This window comes from Streptosporangium jomthongense, assembly GCF_042650425.1.
Classification (GTDB): Bacteria; Actinomycetota; Actinomycetes; order Streptosporangiales; family Streptosporangiaceae; genus Streptosporangium.
Window position 1 is genome coordinate 84753 of the sequence record NZ_JBHSBC010000008.1, and the last position, 15173, is coordinate 99925.

General features: G+C 73.5%; 8 protein-coding genes. All 8 read left to right on the top strand.

The features are described from left to right. The first annotated feature begins 17 nt into the window (after positions 1-17). The 8 genes from ACFOYY_RS08325 to ACFOYY_RS08360 all read left to right on the top strand — a co-directional run bounded on the left by ACFOYY_RS08325 (position 18) and on the right by ACFOYY_RS08360 (position 15159). Entirely contained in the window at positions 18-2606 is a 2589-nt protein-coding gene (locus ACFOYY_RS08325; RefSeq protein ID WP_386189448.1) for a WD40 repeat domain-containing protein, read from the top strand. A gap of 149 nt (positions 2607-2755) precedes the next feature. After that, positions 2756-3553, top strand: coding sequence for a TIGR03084 family metal-binding protein (locus tag ACFOYY_RS08330; RefSeq protein ID WP_362917003.1), 798 nt, complete (start codon positions 2756-2758; stop codon positions 3551-3553). Between the two features lie 199 nt (positions 3554-3752). Next, positions 3753-4733, top strand: coding sequence for a DUF1702 family protein (locus ACFOYY_RS08335; protein ID WP_352012649.1), 981 nt, complete (start codon positions 3753-3755; stop codon positions 4731-4733). Between the two features lie 178 nt (positions 4734-4911). Next, the gene (locus ACFOYY_RS08340; RefSeq protein WP_352012648.1) at positions 4912-5934 is read left to right on the top strand and encodes a DUF1702 family protein; all 1023 of its coding nucleotides are present in this window, start codon (positions 4912-4914) and stop codon (positions 5932-5934) included. A gap of 3 nt (positions 5935-5937) precedes the next feature. Next, positions 5938-7905 carry a CRTAC1 family protein gene (locus tag ACFOYY_RS08345; protein WP_352012647.1) on the top strand — a complete coding sequence of 656 codons (1968 nt, stop codon included), beginning with the start codon at positions 5938-5940 and terminating at the stop codon, positions 7903-7905. Next, positions 7902-8885: an enediyne biosynthesis protein gene (locus ACFOYY_RS08350; RefSeq protein WP_386189070.1), complete on the top strand. Its 984-nt coding sequence runs from the start codon at positions 7902-7904 to the stop codon at positions 8883-8885. Before ACFOYY_RS08345 ends, ACFOYY_RS08350 begins: the two co-directional genes overlap by 4 nt. Continuing rightward, the gene (locus tag ACFOYY_RS08355) at positions 8882-14722 is read left to right on the top strand and encodes a type I polyketide synthase (RefSeq protein ID WP_386189072.1); all 5841 of its coding nucleotides are present in this window, start codon (positions 8882-8884) and stop codon (positions 14720-14722) included. Before ACFOYY_RS08350 ends, ACFOYY_RS08355 begins: the two co-directional genes overlap by 4 nt. Further along, complete coding sequence (locus tag ACFOYY_RS08360) at positions 14722-15159, top strand: acyl-CoA thioesterase (protein ID WP_362772111.1); 438 nt, start codon at positions 14722-14724, stop codon at positions 15157-15159. The genes ACFOYY_RS08355 and ACFOYY_RS08360 overlap by 1 nt, the downstream gene beginning before the upstream one ends. Positions 15160-15173 lie beyond the last annotated feature (14 nt).

Here is a 15173-nt window from a genome sequence, read left to right on the forward strand (position 1 = left end):
TCCAGGCGGCGGGCGGCCTGCACGGCGCGCTCGCGCAGACGGCCGAGTCGCTCTACGCCGCCTTCGGCCCCCGGAGGCAGCGGCTGGTCAAGAGCCTGTTCCTGCGGCTGACCGCCCTCGGCGAGGGCACCGAGGACACCAAGCGGCCCGTCTTCCGCCGTGAGCTCGACCAGGACGACCCCGACACCCCGGTCGTCCTGGAACGCCTGGCGGCCGCGCGCCTCATCACCCTCGACCGCGAAACCGTGGAGATCTCCCACGAGGCACTGCTGGGCGCATGGCCCCGGCTGCGCGGCTGGCTGGCCGAGGACCGTGAGGGGCTGCGCGTCCACCGCAGGCTCACCGAGGCGACCGGCACCTGGGAGTCGCTCGGCCACGACCCGGGAGCCCTCTACCGGGGGGTCGGGCTCGCCCAGGCGCAGAGCTGGGCCGAGACGGGAGACGCCGTGCTCACCGGCAGGGAGCGCGCCTTCCTCGACGCCGGCCTGGCCGCGCGGGCCGCCGAGCTCGACGCGGGCAGGCGGCACACCCGCCGCCTGCGCCAGCTCGTCGCCGCGCTCACCGCGCTGCTCCTGCTGGCCGTCACCGCCGTCGTCTACGCCGCCGACGCCAACGGCACGGCCACCCGCCAGCGCAACATCGCCGTCTCCCAGAAGGCCGCGGGCGAGGCCGCCGCGCTGCGCGCGACCAACCCCGCCCTGGCCGCCCAGATCGGGCTCGCCGCCTACCGGCTGGTGCCGACGGAGCAGGCCAGGGGGACCCTGCTGAGCGCCTTCGCCACCCCCTACGCCACCCGCCTGACCGGGCACACCGACAACGTCGGCGCGGTCGCCTTCAGCCCCGGCGGGCACACGCTGGCCAGTGCGAGCCGCGACCGCACCGTGCGGTTGTGGGACCTGGCCGACCCCCACCGCCCGGCGGCGCTCGCGGTCCTGACGGGGCACACCGGCGGCGTCGGCGCGCTCGCCTTCAGCCCGGACGGGCGCACGCTGGCCAGCGCCGGGCAGGACCGTACGGTGCGGTTGTGGGACCTCGGCGGCCCTCGCCGCGCCGCGGCGCCGGTCGTCCTCACCGGGCACACCGGCGATGTGAACGCGGTGGCGTTCAGCCCCGACGGACGGGTGCTCGCCAGCGCGGGAACCGACCGCACGGTGCGCCTGTGGGACGTCGCCGACCCCGCACGCCCCAGACCGCTGGCCCGCGTGACCGGGCACGACGACGCCGTCGTCTCGGTCGCCTTCGACCCGCGAGGCCGTACCCTCGCCAGCGCCGGGCAGGACCGCACGGTGCGGCTGTGGGATCTCACCCGGCCGCGGGCCCCTGCCCGGGCGGCGGTCCTGACCGGGCACACCGGCACCGTGAACGCGGTGGCGTTCAGCCCGGACGGCCGCTCGCTGGCCAGCGCGAGCCAGGACCGCACCGTCCGGCTGTGGGACACCGGCGACCCCGGGAAGGTCCGGGAGAGGCGTGTCCTGCGCGGCCACACCGACGGCGTGCGCTCGGTGGCCTTCAGCCCGGGAGGACGCGACCTGGCCGGCGCGAGCACGGACCGCACGGTGCGGATGTGGGACGTGTCCGACTCCGGCGCCGAGGAGCCCGCCGTGCTGTCGGGCCAGGCCGGGGCGGTCGTCTCGGTGGCCTTCGCCCCCGGCGGCAGGAGCCTGGCCAGTGCCAGCGACGACCACACCGTCTGGGTGTGGGACCTGCCGGGTCCCGTACTCGCCGCGCACCGCGACACGGTCTGCTCCGTCGCCTTCAGCCCCGACCGGCGCGCCCTGGCCAGCGGGGGATCGGACCGTACGGCGTGGCTGTGGGACGTCGCCGACCCCTTCAGGCCCAGGGCGCTGAGCGAGCTGAGCGCGCACCGCGGCCCGGTGTGCGGGCTCGCCTTCGCCCCCGGTGGCCGTGTCCTGGCCACGGCGGGCCGCGACCGCACGGTGCGCCTGTGGGAGGTCACCGACCTGCTCCGTCCGAAGGCCCTGGCGACGCTCACGGACTTCGCCGGCGACGTCAACGCGGTGGCCTTCTCGCCCGACGGCCGTCTCCTGGCCACGGCGGGACCCGACCGCGAGGTGCGGCTGTGGGACGTCTCCCGTCCGGTCCGGCCGGAGCCGGTGGCGACGCTGACGGGTCACACCGACGGGGTGAGCGCGGTGGTCTTCTCCCCGGACGGGAAGGCGCTGGCCGGCTCCGGCTTCGACCGCACCGCCAGGCTGTGGGACGTCTCCCGCCCGGGGAACGCGCGGCCCCTGTCCACGCTGACCCCGCACACCGACACCGTCTACGCCGTGGCGTTCGCCCCCCGGGGCCACATCCTGGCCACAGCCGGAGCCGACCGCACGGTGCGGTTGTGGGACACGACCGACCCGCGCCTGCCCGTGGAGCTGGCCACCCTCGGCGGCCACACCGAGGGGATCCACGCGCTGGCGTTCAGCCCGGACGGGCACACCCTGGCCACCGCGGGCCGGGACCGCACGGTGCGGCTGTGGGAGATCGACTCCGAGCGTGCCGCCGCCCTGGTGTGCGCCGTCGCGCACCCCAGGATCACCCGCGCCGAGTGGGGCCACCACTTCCCCGACATGCCGTACGAGCCACCCTGCCGGTGACCACCCGGTGACCACGGACAGCACACAGGGAGAAGACAGCCGGTTCGCACCGATGCATGCTGGGGCAGAACGCGCCGCCGCGGTGAGGTGTTCGGCAGACCTCCTTCCCTGGAGGTTCCCTGCGAGTTTCCCTGCGAGAGGACAGGCTCGTGACCCAGTTGCAGGACGTGATCTCCGACCTGGCCGCGGAGGGCGAGGAAGTCGACCGCATGGTCGAAGGCCTCGACGCCGATGGGTGGGCGCTTCCCACCCCCGCGCCCGGATGGACGATCAGACACCAGATCGCGCACCTCACCTTCATCTTCCGCCTGGCCGAACTGGCGGCCTCCGACCCCGAGACGTTCGGGGCGCTGGCCGCGCGGGCGGGCAAGGACTTCGACGGGGCGGTGAACGCCGCCCTCGCGGACTATCTGGACGACCCGCCGGAGAAACTGCTGGCCCGCTGGCGGGCAGGACGCGCGGCCTCGCTCGCGGCGCTCGCCGCGGTGCCGGAGAACCAGGTCGTGCCGTGGCTGGTCAGGCCGCTTCCGCCCGCCGTGCTCGGCTGCGCCGGATACATGGAACTCTTCGGGCACGGCCAGGACATCGCCGACGCGCTCGGGGTACGGCGGGAGCCGACGGACCGGATCAGGCACCTGGCCTGGTTCGCCACCCTGACCAGGGACTTCGGCTACCAGGCGCGGGGCCTGACGCCGCCGGGTGAGGAGTTCCGCTTCGAGCTGACCGCGCCCTCCGGCGAGTCGTGGGCCTTCGGGCCCCAGGACGCCGGGCAGCGGGTCGTCGGCCCGGCCCACGACTTCTGCCTGCTCGTGGTCAGGCGCAGGCACCGTGCCGACCTCGCGCTCACCGCCTCGGGGGCGGAGGCCGACCGGTGGCTGGACATCGCCCAGGCCTACCGGGGGCCCGCAGGCCAGGGCCGTACCCCGGGACAGTTCGCCACCCGCTGACGGAAAACCCGCGACGACCCCCACGACGACCTCCACGACGACCCCGCGCGGCCCGGGGCGCGCCCACGACGGGCGCGCCCCGGGCCGCGCATGCGTGGGGCGGATGACGTGATCCGTCCGCCGGGGTGGCGCAATCCAAGAGATGCGTCACGACCCGCGGGAAGGGAGCATGAAAGGGTCACCCGAGCAGGGAGGTCCCATGCCCACCGTCTTCGGATCGCTGCGCAGCCTGCTGCTCGCGCCCTCCCTGGCCGAGGTGACCTTCGCGGGGCGCGGCTTCCAGGTCGTCCCCTCCGAGGCGACCCGGCGCCTGGAGGCGATCCCCCAGGCGGTGGTGTGCGGGTTCGAGTGGGGCGTCAACGCGCGGGACCAGTGGGAGGTCGAGCGCAGGCTCGCGATGGTCGACCGGGAACTGCGCGGCTTCGCCTACGAGGGCGCGACGATGGCCTGCGCCGTCCTCGACGCGATGGGCGGTGGCCGTGGCACCCGCACCCGCGACCTCCTGCTCGGCCCCGGCAGGCCGCACCTCTTCCTGACCTACATCGGCATCGGGTTCGCGCTCGCCCGGCTGCCGAGGGTGCTGTGGAGCAGGGCGGTTCCCGACCTGACGGGCCTGCCGTACCACCCGACGATGAGCTGGCTGGCCGTCGACGGGTACGGCTTCGACCGCGCCTACTTCGACACCGCGCGCTGGGTCGGCCGGCAGCGCGTGGCCGCGCCCTACCCGTGGGAGGGCATGCCGGACTACTTCCCGAGGGCGGCGGACCAGGGGGTCGGCCGGGCGCTGTGGTTCGTCCACGGAGGCCGTCCCGGCGACGTCGCGGCCACGGTCGGGCGCTTCGCGGAACACCGGAGGGCCGACCTGTGGAGCGGCGTCGGGCTGGCGGCGGCGTTCGCGGGCGGGGCGGAGGCGGAGGATCTGGCCGCGCTGCGCGAGGAGGCCGCCGGGCACGGGGCGGAGCTGGCCCAGGGCGCGGTCTTCGCGGCCAAGGCCCGCCACTACGCGGGGTTCGTGCCGCCGCACACCGAGACGGCGGTCCGGGCCCTGGCGGACCTGACCGCGGAGGCCGCGGTCGCGCTCGCGGACGACTCGGCCGTCGAGCGGGGCTCCGGCGGGCTGCCCGCCTACGAGCTGTGGCGCGGGAAGGTGCGCGCCCACCTGTCCCTGCGGACGGGCTGACGGCGGACGCCGCATTTCCGCGTAATTGTTGCGGCCTTTTTGTGAATTGATGGCGCGGGACCATCCGCTGTCGTCGCCGTTAATCATGCGCCCGATTGCAGGAAGACTTCCTTTGCGTTTCCGTGAGCACGTTTGAAGTAGACAGTCGGTCAAGGTGCCTGTGTAGATTTGTCGTCAGATGGGCGAGGAGACGAATCTATCCGGAATAAGGGGCGTGAGGCGGCAAGTGGCCAATGCGTTGAGGGCGCTGAGGCGCCGAATTCTGACCCCGGGCGTCTCGGCCACGAAACTCGGGACGCGCGGTTTCAATGAGAAAAGCCCACAGGCGAGGGAATTGCTGGAAACGATTGGTGAATCGTTTCTGGCCGGTTACGCGCACGTGGCCGGTTCACGCTCGGCCCGTGAGGCGGAACAGCGGCTTGAGACGATTCCCACCCGTTTCCGCGGCTTCGCCTACGAGGGCGCGGGCATGGGCTCCGCCGTACTGGACGCCCTGCCGTTCACCGGGGGCCGCAGAACGGGAGACCTCCTCGCCGGGCGCGGTGACGACCACCTCTACATGGTCTACGTCGGGGTCGGCTGGGCGATGGCCAGACTGCCGCGTTTCCTGTGGCCCGACGTCTCGGCCTACGATCCGCTGCTGCGCTGGCTCGTCCTCGACGGGTACGGCTTCCACCAGGCCTACTTCCACACCGGCCGATACGTCCACGCCCGTTTCCGCGACCCCGACTTCCCCTGGACGGCCGACCGCTTCCGCTGGTACGCCGGGCACGCCATCGACCAGGGCGTGGGACGGGCCATGTGGTTCGTCGGCGGGACGGACGTGGAACTCGTCGCCACGATGATCGACGGATTCCCCGAGGAACGCAGGGCCGACCTGTACGCGGGCGCCGGGCTGGCCGCCAGCTACGCGGGCGGCGCGGAGGAGGGGGAACTGCTGGCCTTCTGGGAGCGCGCGGGCCGATACCGCCCGCAGATCGCCCAGGGCTGCGCGTTCGCGGCCGAGGCCAGGCAACGGGCCGGCCTCGTGGTGCCGCACACGCTCCTGGCCACCCGGGTCTTCTGCGACATGACCCCGGAACAGGCGGCGCGGATCAGTGAGAAGGCCCGTCCCGACGGGCCCGTCCAGGGCGAGGTGCCCGCCTACGAGGTGTGGCGGCGGCGCATCGCCGACGAGTTCGCATCCCTTGGGAGGTGTTAGGACGTGACAGCGACAGCGGGCTGGCTGCGCAGGCAGCTCCCCGGAGTCCTCGCGCTCGTGCTGATCGTGAGCGCGTTCGTGGTGGCCCGCATTCCCACGCCCTCGGCCGCGGACACGGCCCGCATGGCGAGCAGGTACTCCTTCGCCCCGATGTCCATCGCCCTGCCCGGAGGCTTCCGGCAGCAGGAGATCCGCGGGGTGCACCCCGACTACACGCACATCGACGCGTGGATCTCCTCGGTCGGGGCGGCGATCGCGATGAACGACCTCGACGGGGACGGCCTGTCCAACGACCTGTGCCTGGTCGACCCGCGCATCGACCAGACCGTGGTCACCCCCGTCCCCGGCGGGAAGACCGACAGGTACGCGCCCTTCGCGCTCGACCCCGGCGCGCTGCCCATGAACGACCACATCGCCCCCATGGGGTGCGTCCCCGGCGACTTCAACGAGGACGGCCGCCTCGACCTGCTCGTCTACATGTGGGGCCGTACGCCGATCCTCTACCTCGCCAGGCCGGGCGCCACCAGGCTCGGCCCCGGCGCCTACCGGCCGGTCGAGCTGGTGCCCGGCCCCAACGCCACCGGCGGCCTCTACAGCGGCCCGCAGTGGAACACCAACGCCGCGACCGTGGCGGACTTCGACGGCGACGGACACGACGACGTCTTCATCGGCAACTACTTCCCGCAGAGCGCGGTGCTCGACTCCCGCGGCACCGGCCTGGTGCGCATGAACCACTCCATGTCCGACGCGCACAACGGCGGGGACGACTTCTTCTTCCGCTGGACCGGCTCGGTCACCGGAGCCGACCCCTCGGTCACCTACCAGCGGCTCGACGACGTCCTGCCCGAGACGGCCTCCAAGGGGTGGGAGCTCGCCGCCGCCGCCACCGACCTCGACGGCGACCAGCTGCCCGAGCTGTACCTCGCCAACGACTTCGGCCCCGACCGGATGTTCTACAACCGCTCGACGCCCGGCCACATCAGGCTCTCGCTCGTCGAGGGGGTGCGCTCGCCGCTGATCCCCAAGTCGAAGACGATCGGCCACGACTCCTTCAAGGGCATGGGCCTCGACTTCGGCGACCTCAACGGCGACGGCGTCTACGACATGTTCGTCAGCAACATCACCACCTCCTTCGGCATCGAGGAGAGCAACTTCCAGTTCATGTCCGCCTCCGGCGACAAGGCCGCCCTGCGCGAGAGGCTCAGCCGGGGCGAGGCGCCGTGGACCGACCGCAGCGCCCAGGCGCGCACCGCCTGGTCGGGCTGGGGCTGGGACGTCAAGATCGACGACTTCGACAACGGCGGGGACCTCAGCATCGTCCAGGCCACCGGGTTCGTGAAGGGCGAGGTCGACCGCTGGCCGCAGCTGCAGGAACTGGCCACGGCCAACGACCAGCTGCTGCAGAACCCCTACTGGTGGCCGAACGTGCGCGCGGGCGACGACGTCGCGGGAACCCAGACGCTGCACTTCTTCGTCAGGTGTCCCGACGGCACCTACGTCGACGTGGCCAGGGAACTCGGGCTGGCCGTACCGGTGCCGACGCGGGGGGTCGCGACCGGTGACGCCGACGGCGACGGCAGGCTCGACTTCGCGGTCGCCAGGCAGTGGGGCGAGCCCGTCTTCTACCGCAACCAGAGCCCCTCACCCGGGGCCTTCCTCGAACTGCGGCTGACCCGCGAGGCCACCCCGGTTCCCGGCGCGCTGCCCGCCCCCGGCTCGCCGGTGACCGGCGCGCAGGTCACGGTGACGACGCCGGACGGGCGCAGGCTCCTCGGCAGGGTGGACGGCGGCAGCGGGCACTCGGGCAAGCGCAGCAGCGAGGTGCACATCGGGCTCGGCAGGAACGTCACCGGTCCCGTGCGGGTCAACCTGCGCTGGCGCGACCGGGCCGGACAGGTACACGACCAGGATCTTCAGCTGACGCCGGGCAGGCACCGCCTCGAACTCGGCGGCCAGGCCAAGGAGAGATGACCGAGATGTCTGACAGGACGCACAACCCCCCGCGCCACGACCCCAAGGTCACCATCGCACTGCGCAACTTCGCGATATCCATCACGGTCTTCAACACCGTCGGCTACATCCTCCTCGGGTTCGAGCAGCCGTGGCTGTGGCCCTTCGTCGCCGTGGCGACCGGCTACATGGTGGAGATCGCGCTCGAGTTCGTCTCGGCCAGGGCCGAGGGACGGGCGCCGCGCTACACGGGCAACGGCCCGCGCGGCCTGGTGGAGTTCCTCTACCCGGCGCACATCACCAGCCTGGCCATGAACATGCTCATCTACGTCAACGACCAGATCCTGGTGATGATCTTCGGGGTGGTCGTCGCGGTCGGCGCCAAGTGGGTGCTGCGGGCACCGGTCCGCGGGAAGATGCGGCACTTCATGAACCCGTCGAACTTCGGCATCGCCGTCATCCTGCTGATCCTGCCCTGGGCCAGCATCGCGCCGCCGTACCACTTCACGGAGAACGTCGACACCTGGATCGACTGGCTCATCCCCGCGATCATCATCCTCGGCGGCAGCATGATCAACGGCAAGCTCACCGGGCGGATGTGGCTGATCGCCGCCTGGGTCGGCGGCTTCGCCGTGCAGGCGGTCCTGCGCGGCCTGTTCTTCGGCACCTCGATCTCCGGGGCGCTGGGCATGATGACCGGCGTCGCCTTCATCCTCTTCACCAACTACATGGTCACCGACCCGGGGACGAGCCCGTCGAGACCCGCGGCGCAGATGCTCTTCGGCGGCGGCGTCGCCCTGACGTACGGCCTCCTCACGGCCGTGCACATCCCCTACGGCATCTTCTTCGCCACCGCGGCCGTCTGCCTCGTCCGCGGGGTCTTCCTGTGGTCGCTCCACTTCGTGGACAAGGGACGCGAGCAGCGCGAGACCCTGGCGCGCCTGACCGCGCGCGCCCAGGACGGCCTGGCGAGCACCGGCAAGGAGGTCGCCTCGGTATGAGCAGGATCGCGATCGTCGGCATGGCGTGCCGCTATCCCGACGCCGCCTCGCCGAGGGAACTGTGGGAGAACGTCCTGGCCGGACGGCGGGCGTTCCGCAGGCTGCCCGACACGCGCATGCGGCTTGAGGACTACTGGGACGCCGACCCGGCCGCCCCCGACCGCTTCTACGCGCGCAACGCGGCCGTCATCGAGGGCTACGCCTTCGACCGGATCGGTTACAAGATCGCCGGAAGCACCTACCGCTCGACCGACCTCACCCACTGGCTGGCGCTCGACACGGCCGCGCTCGCCCTGGCCGACGCGGGCTTCCCCGGCGCGGAGGGACTGGCCAGGGAACGCACCGGCGTCATCGTCGGCAACACCCTCACCGGGGAGTTCGCCAGGGCCAACCTGATGCGGCTGCGCTGGCCGTACGTGCGGCGCACCGTCGCGGCGGCGCTCAAGGAGCGGGACTGGGACGACGAACGGCTCGCCGGTTTCCTCGACGACCTGGAGGCCGCCTACAAGAGCCCCTTCCCCGTCCCCGACGAGGACACCCTGGCGGGCGGGCTCTCCAACACGATCGCCGGGCGCATCTGCAACCACTTCGACCTCAAGGGCGGCGGCTACACCGTGGACGGCGCCTGCTCCTCCTCACTGCTGTCGGTGGTCACCGCGGCCAGGGCCCTGGCCGACGGCGACCTCGACGTGGCCGTCGCGGGCGGGGTCGACCTGTCCATCGACCCGTTCGAGATCGTGGGCTTCGCCAAGACCGGCGCCCTGGCCAGGGGGGAGATGCGGCTCTACGACCGCGGGTCGAACGGCTTCTGGCCCGGCGAGGGCTGCGGGATGGTCGTGCTGATGCGCGAGCGGGACGCCGTCGAGGCCGGAAGACGGATCTACGCGACCGTCGCCGGGTGGGGCGTCTCCTCGGACGGAAGGGGCGGCATCACCAGGCCCGAGGTCAGCGGGTACCGGCTGGCGCTGCGCCGCGCCTACGAACGGGCGGGCTTCGGCATCGAGACCGTCGCCATGTTCGAGGGGCACGGCACCGGCACCGAGGTCGGCGACAGGACTGAGCTCACGGCCCTGACCCAGGCCCTCTCCCACGCCGGCGGCCCGCGTGCGGCGATCAGCTCGATCAAGGGGATGATCGGGCACACCAAGGCCGCGGCCGGGGTCGCCGGGCTCATCAAGGCCACCCTGGCGGTGCACCACCAGGTGCTGCCGCCGACCACGGGCTGCGTCGACCCGCACCCGGTGCTGACGCAGGAGACGGCGCGGCTGCGGGTGCTGCGCAAGGCGGAGCCGTGGCCCGGCGGGACGCCGGTGCGCGCGGGCGTGACCGCCATGGGCTTCGGCGGCATCAACACCCACGTGGTCCTTGAGAAGCCCGGCCCGCGCAGGCAGGCCAGGTTCGACGGCAGGACCAGGGCGCTCGCCTCCTCGGCCCAGGACGCCGAACTGCTGATGCTCGACGGCGCCTCACCGCCCGAGCTGCGCGAACGCCTGGCCGAGCTGGCGGACTTCGTGCCCGCCCTGTCGTACGCGGAGCTGGGCGACCTGGCCGCCACGCTCCAGCGTGAGCTGCGCGGCCTGCCGTACCGGGCGGCCGTCGTCGTCTCCTCGCCCGAGGACGCCGAACGCGGGCTGCGCCGGGTGCTCGCGGCCCTCGACGCGGGGGAGATCCCGCTGTTCTCCGCCGACGGCAGGGGCTTCCTCGGTCACGTGAGCGGGCCGGGCAGGATCGGCTACCTCTTCCCCGGGCAGGGTTCGGGCAGGGGCACCAGCGGCGGTGCCCTGCGCAGGCGCTTCGCCGAGGCCGAGGAGGTCTACCTCAGGGCGGACCTGCCCTCTGGCGGCGACATGGTCGCGACCGAGGTGGCCCAGCCGCGCATCGTCACCGGCTCCGTCGCTGGCCTGCGCGCCCTGGCCGTCCTCGGCGTCGAGGCGGACGTCGCCGTCGGCCACAGCCTGGGCGAGCTGTCCGCGCTGCACTGGGCGGGGGCGATGGACGAGGAGACCCTGCTGCGGGTCGCCGAGGCCAGGGGCAGGGCCATGTCCGAGCACGCCGCCTCGGGGACCATGGCGGGCATCGCCGCCTCCCCGGACACGGTCACCGCCCTGACCGGGGACCTGCCCGTCGTGATCGCCGGATACAACGGCCCCCGGCAGACCGTCGTGGCCGGGCCGGCCGACGCCGTACGGGAGGCCGGGCGCAGGGCCCTCGCGGAGGGGCTGCAGTGGACCCCTCTGCGGGTGTCGCACGCCTTCCACTCGCCGCTCGTCGCGCCCGCCGCGCGGGAACTGGGCGAACGGCTGGCCGGAGAGGAGTTCGACCGGGTCGGGGCGCGCGTCGTCTCCACGGTCACCGGGGAGGCGCTGACGCCGGAGACCGACATCCCGGCGCTGCTGGGCAGGCAGGTCACCGACCCCGTGCTGTTCGCCCAGGCGGTGGAACTGGCGGCCAAGGACATCGACCTGTTCGTCGAGGTCGGCCCCGGACGGGTGCTCAGCGGGCTGGCCGCCGCGGTGACCGACGTGCCCGCGGTCGCGCTGGACACCGACGAGGAGTCGTCGGCCGGGCTGCTGCGGGTGGTCGCCGCCGCCTACGTCGCCGGAGCCCCGGTCGCGCACGAGGCGCTCTTCCACGGCAGGCTGGTCAGGCCGCTGCGGCTCGGCGCGCCGCTGTCGTTCTTCGAGAGCCCCTGCGAGCGGGCCCCCGAGGTACTGCTGAGCCCCGCCGTACGGCCCGCGGAGCGGCGGGAGGCCCCGCGGGCCCCGCAGCCGCCGCAGGAGGGCGGCGAGGGGGAGAGCGCCCTGGACATGCTACGGAGGCTGGCCGCGGAGCGCGCCGAGTTGCCCATGGACATGGTGCGTGCCGACAGCCACCTGCTCGACGACCTGCACCTGAGCTCCATCACGGTCGGGCAGATCGTCAACCAGGCGGCCCGGCGGATGGGCCTGTCCTCGGCGCAGGCGCCGACCAACTTCGCCACGGCGACCGTGATGGAGCTGGCCGACGCCCTGGGCACGCTCGCCGAGACAGGACAGGGCCAGGAGACGGCGGCGACGGTCGCCGGCGCCGCCGCCTGGGCCAGGCCGTTCTCGGTGGACCTCGACGAGGTGCCGCCGCCCGCCGCACGCGTACGGGAGGACAACGGCCGCTGGACGCTGCACACGGCGGGGGAGCACCCCTTCGCCGAGACGCTGCGCCGGGAGCTCGAAGGGGCGGGCGTCGGCCGGGGAGTCCTGGTCTGCCTGCCGCCCGAGTGCGCGCGGCAGGACCTGGAGCAGGCCCTGCTCGGTGCCCAGGCGGCCCTGGCGGCCGAGCCGGGGACCCGGTTCGTCCTGGTACAGCACGGCAGAGGCGCCGCCGGACTGGCCAGGACGCTCTTCCTTGAGGCGCCCCATCTGCGCACGACCGTCGCGCACGTGCCGGTGACCGGACAGGCCGTCGGCTGGGTCGTCGGCGAGGTCGCGGCGACCACGCGCTACGCGGAGGCCCACTACGACGAGGAGGGCACACGCCGGGTGCCGACCCTGCGCGCCATGCCCGTACGGCCCACCCGGGTCGTCCAGCCGCTGGACGGCACGGACGTGCTGCTGGTGACCGGAGGCGGCAAGGGCATCACCGCCGAGTGCGCGCTCGCCCTGGCCTCCGACAGCGGCGCCGCCCTCGTCGTCGTCGGACGCTCCGACCCGGAGCAGGACGAGGAACTCGCGGCCAACCTGCGGCGGATGTCCGACACCGGGGTGACCGTCAGGTACGCCAGGGCCGACGTCACCGACGCGGACGGGCTGCGCGCGGCCGTGGCGGAGGCGACGGCGGAGACCGGGCCGGTCACCGCGGTGCTGCACGGCGCGGGACGCAACGAGCCGGGGGCGATCACCGGCCTGGACATGGCGGCCTTCCACCGCACCCTCGCCCCCAAGGTCGACGGGCTGCGGGCGGTGCTCGACGCGGTCGATCCCGGCTCGCTGCGCCTGCTGGTGACGTTCGGCAGCATCATCGGCCGGGCGGGACTGCGCGGGGAGGGGCACTACGCCACCGCGAACGAGTGGCTGGCCTGCCTCACCGAGGAGGTCGCCCGTGACCACCCCGGCTGCCGTGCCCTGTGCGTCGAGTGGTCGGTCTGGTCGGGTGTCGGCATGGGGGAGCGGCTCGACGTCGTCGAGACGCTGTCCCGGGACGGCGTCACCCCGATCACCCCCGACCAGGGGGTGAGGATCATGCGCAGGCTGCTGGCCGACCCCGAGACGCCCACCGTCGTGGTGGTCAGCGGGCGCACCGAGGGCGTCGGCACCGTCCGCCACGACCTGCCCCCGCTGCCGCTGCTGCGCTTCGTCGGCAGGCCGCTGGTCCGCTACCACGGCGTCGAACTGGTCGTCGAGACCGAGCTGAACGCGGGCACCGACCTCTACCTCGCCGACCACCACCTCGACGGCAACCTGCTCTTCCCCGCGGTCTTCGGCATGGAGGCGATGACCCAGGTGGCCGTGGCGACCCTCGGCACGGCCCGGGAGAGGCCGCCGACGATCGAGCAGGCCGAGTTCCTTCGGCCCATCGTGGTGCCGCCGGACGGCACGACGACGATCAGGATCGCCGCCGCCGTCACCGGGGACGAGACCGTCGAGGTGGCCGTGCGCAGCGCGGAGACCGGCTTCGACGCCGACCACTTCAGGGCGCGGCTGCGCTTCGACGGGGAGGCGGCCCAGGACGGGCCGCCGGAGCAGGTCGCCGAGGGGCTGCCCCCGGTGCCGCTCGACCCGGCGGCCGACCTGTACGGCGAGATCCTGTTCCAGGGCGGGCGTTTCCAGCGGCTGCGCCGCTACCACAGGGCCGCGGCCAGGCACGTCGACGCCGACGTGGCGGCGGACGGGGACACCGGCTGGTTCGCCGGGTTCCTCTCCGGTGAGCTGCTGCTCGGCGACCCCGGCGTACGCGACGCGCTGATGCACGGCAACCAGGTCTGCGTGCCGGACGCGACGCTGCTGCCCTCGGGGATCGAACGCCTCCAGCCGGGCGGCGCCGCGCTGACCGAGGCGGGCGGGCTGCGCTACTGCGCGACCGAACGGCTGCGCGACGGCGACACCTACGTCTACGACATCGCCGTGCGGGACGGCGCGGGCCGGGTCGTCGAACGCTGGGACGGGCTGCGGCTGCGGGCCGTACGTAAGGGGGACGGGCGGGGGCCGTGGGTCGCGCCGCTGCTCGGCCCCTACCTGGAGCGTACGGTCGAGGACCTGACCGGGGCCGCCGTCGCCGTCGTCGTCGAACCCGGCCCGGCCGAGCCTGCCCCTGGGCCCGGCCCCGACCTGCGGAGCCTGCCCGACCTGCCCCACCTGCCGGAACGGACCGGGAGCACGGCGGAGCGCAGGGCCATGACCACCGTGGCTGCCGGGCGCGCCCTCGGGCGTCCCGTCGAGGTCCGCCACCGCCCCGACGGGCGGCCCGAGGTGGACGGCGGCAGGACGGTCTCGGCCTCCCACGGCGCCGGGCTGACCCTGTGCGTCGTGGCCGTCGGCACGACCGGCTGCGACGTCGAGGCCGTGCGGGAACGGACGGTCGAGGACTGGCGGGGACTGCTCGGCCCGCACTTCGGGCTCGCCGAGCTGGTCGCGATGGAGCTGGGCGGCAGCCTGGACGCCGCGGCGACACGCGTGTGGGCCGCCGCCGAGTGCCTGCGCAAGGCGGGCCTGCCCCCTGGGGCGCCGCTCACCTGGACCTCGGAGCGGAGGGACGCGTGGACGGTCCTCGCCTCCGGCGGCCTGCGGGTCGCGACGCTGGTGACGACGCTGCGGGACGCCGTGGAGCCGGTGGTCTTCGCGATCCTCACCGAGGGGCGGCGGTGATGGGCAACTACTTCGAGTATCTGCACACGGTCGGCTTCGAGGAGACCAACCTCGTCGGCAACGTCTACTACGTCAACTACCTGCGCTGGCAGGGGCGCTGCCGGGAGATGTTCCTCAAGCTCCACGCCCCCGACGTGCTCGGCGAGCTGCAGGAGGACCTGAAGCTGTTCACGCTGCGGGTGGACTGCGAGTTCTTCGCCGAGATCACGGCCTTCGACGAGCTGTCCATCAGGATGCGCCTGGTGGACCTCGCCCAGACCCAGATCGAGTTCGGCTTCGACTACGTCCGGCTCGACCCGGGAGAGGCCCCATGCGGGGAGACGCTGGTCGCCAGGGGCAGGCAGCGGGTCGCGTGCATGCGCGGCCCGAACAGCCGGACCGTCCCGGCCAGGGTCCCCGAGCCGCTGACCCGCGCGCTCGAACCATACCTGTCCTAGGAACGGCCAACCGG

Bases quoted from the DNA above. Each gene is read 5' to 3' on its own strand.
- ACFOYY_RS08335 (WP_352012649.1), top strand. From the start codon at position 3,753: ATGCCCACCGTCTTCGGATCGCTGCGCAGCCTGCTGCTCGCGCCCTCC.
- ACFOYY_RS08340 (WP_352012648.1), top strand. From the start codon at position 4,912: ATGGGCGAGGAGACGAATCTATCCGGAATAAGGGGCGTGAGGCGGCAA.
- ACFOYY_RS08350 (WP_386189070.1), top strand. From the start codon at position 7,902: ATGACCGAGATGTCTGACAGGACGCACAACCCCCCGCGCCACGACCCC.
- ACFOYY_RS08355 (WP_386189072.1), top strand. From the start codon at position 8,882: ATGAGCAGGATCGCGATCGTCGGCATGGCGTGCCGCTATCCCGACGCC.
- ACFOYY_RS08360 (WP_362772111.1), top strand. From the start codon at position 14,722: ATGGGCAACTACTTCGAGTATCTGCACACGGTCGGCTTCGAGGAGACC.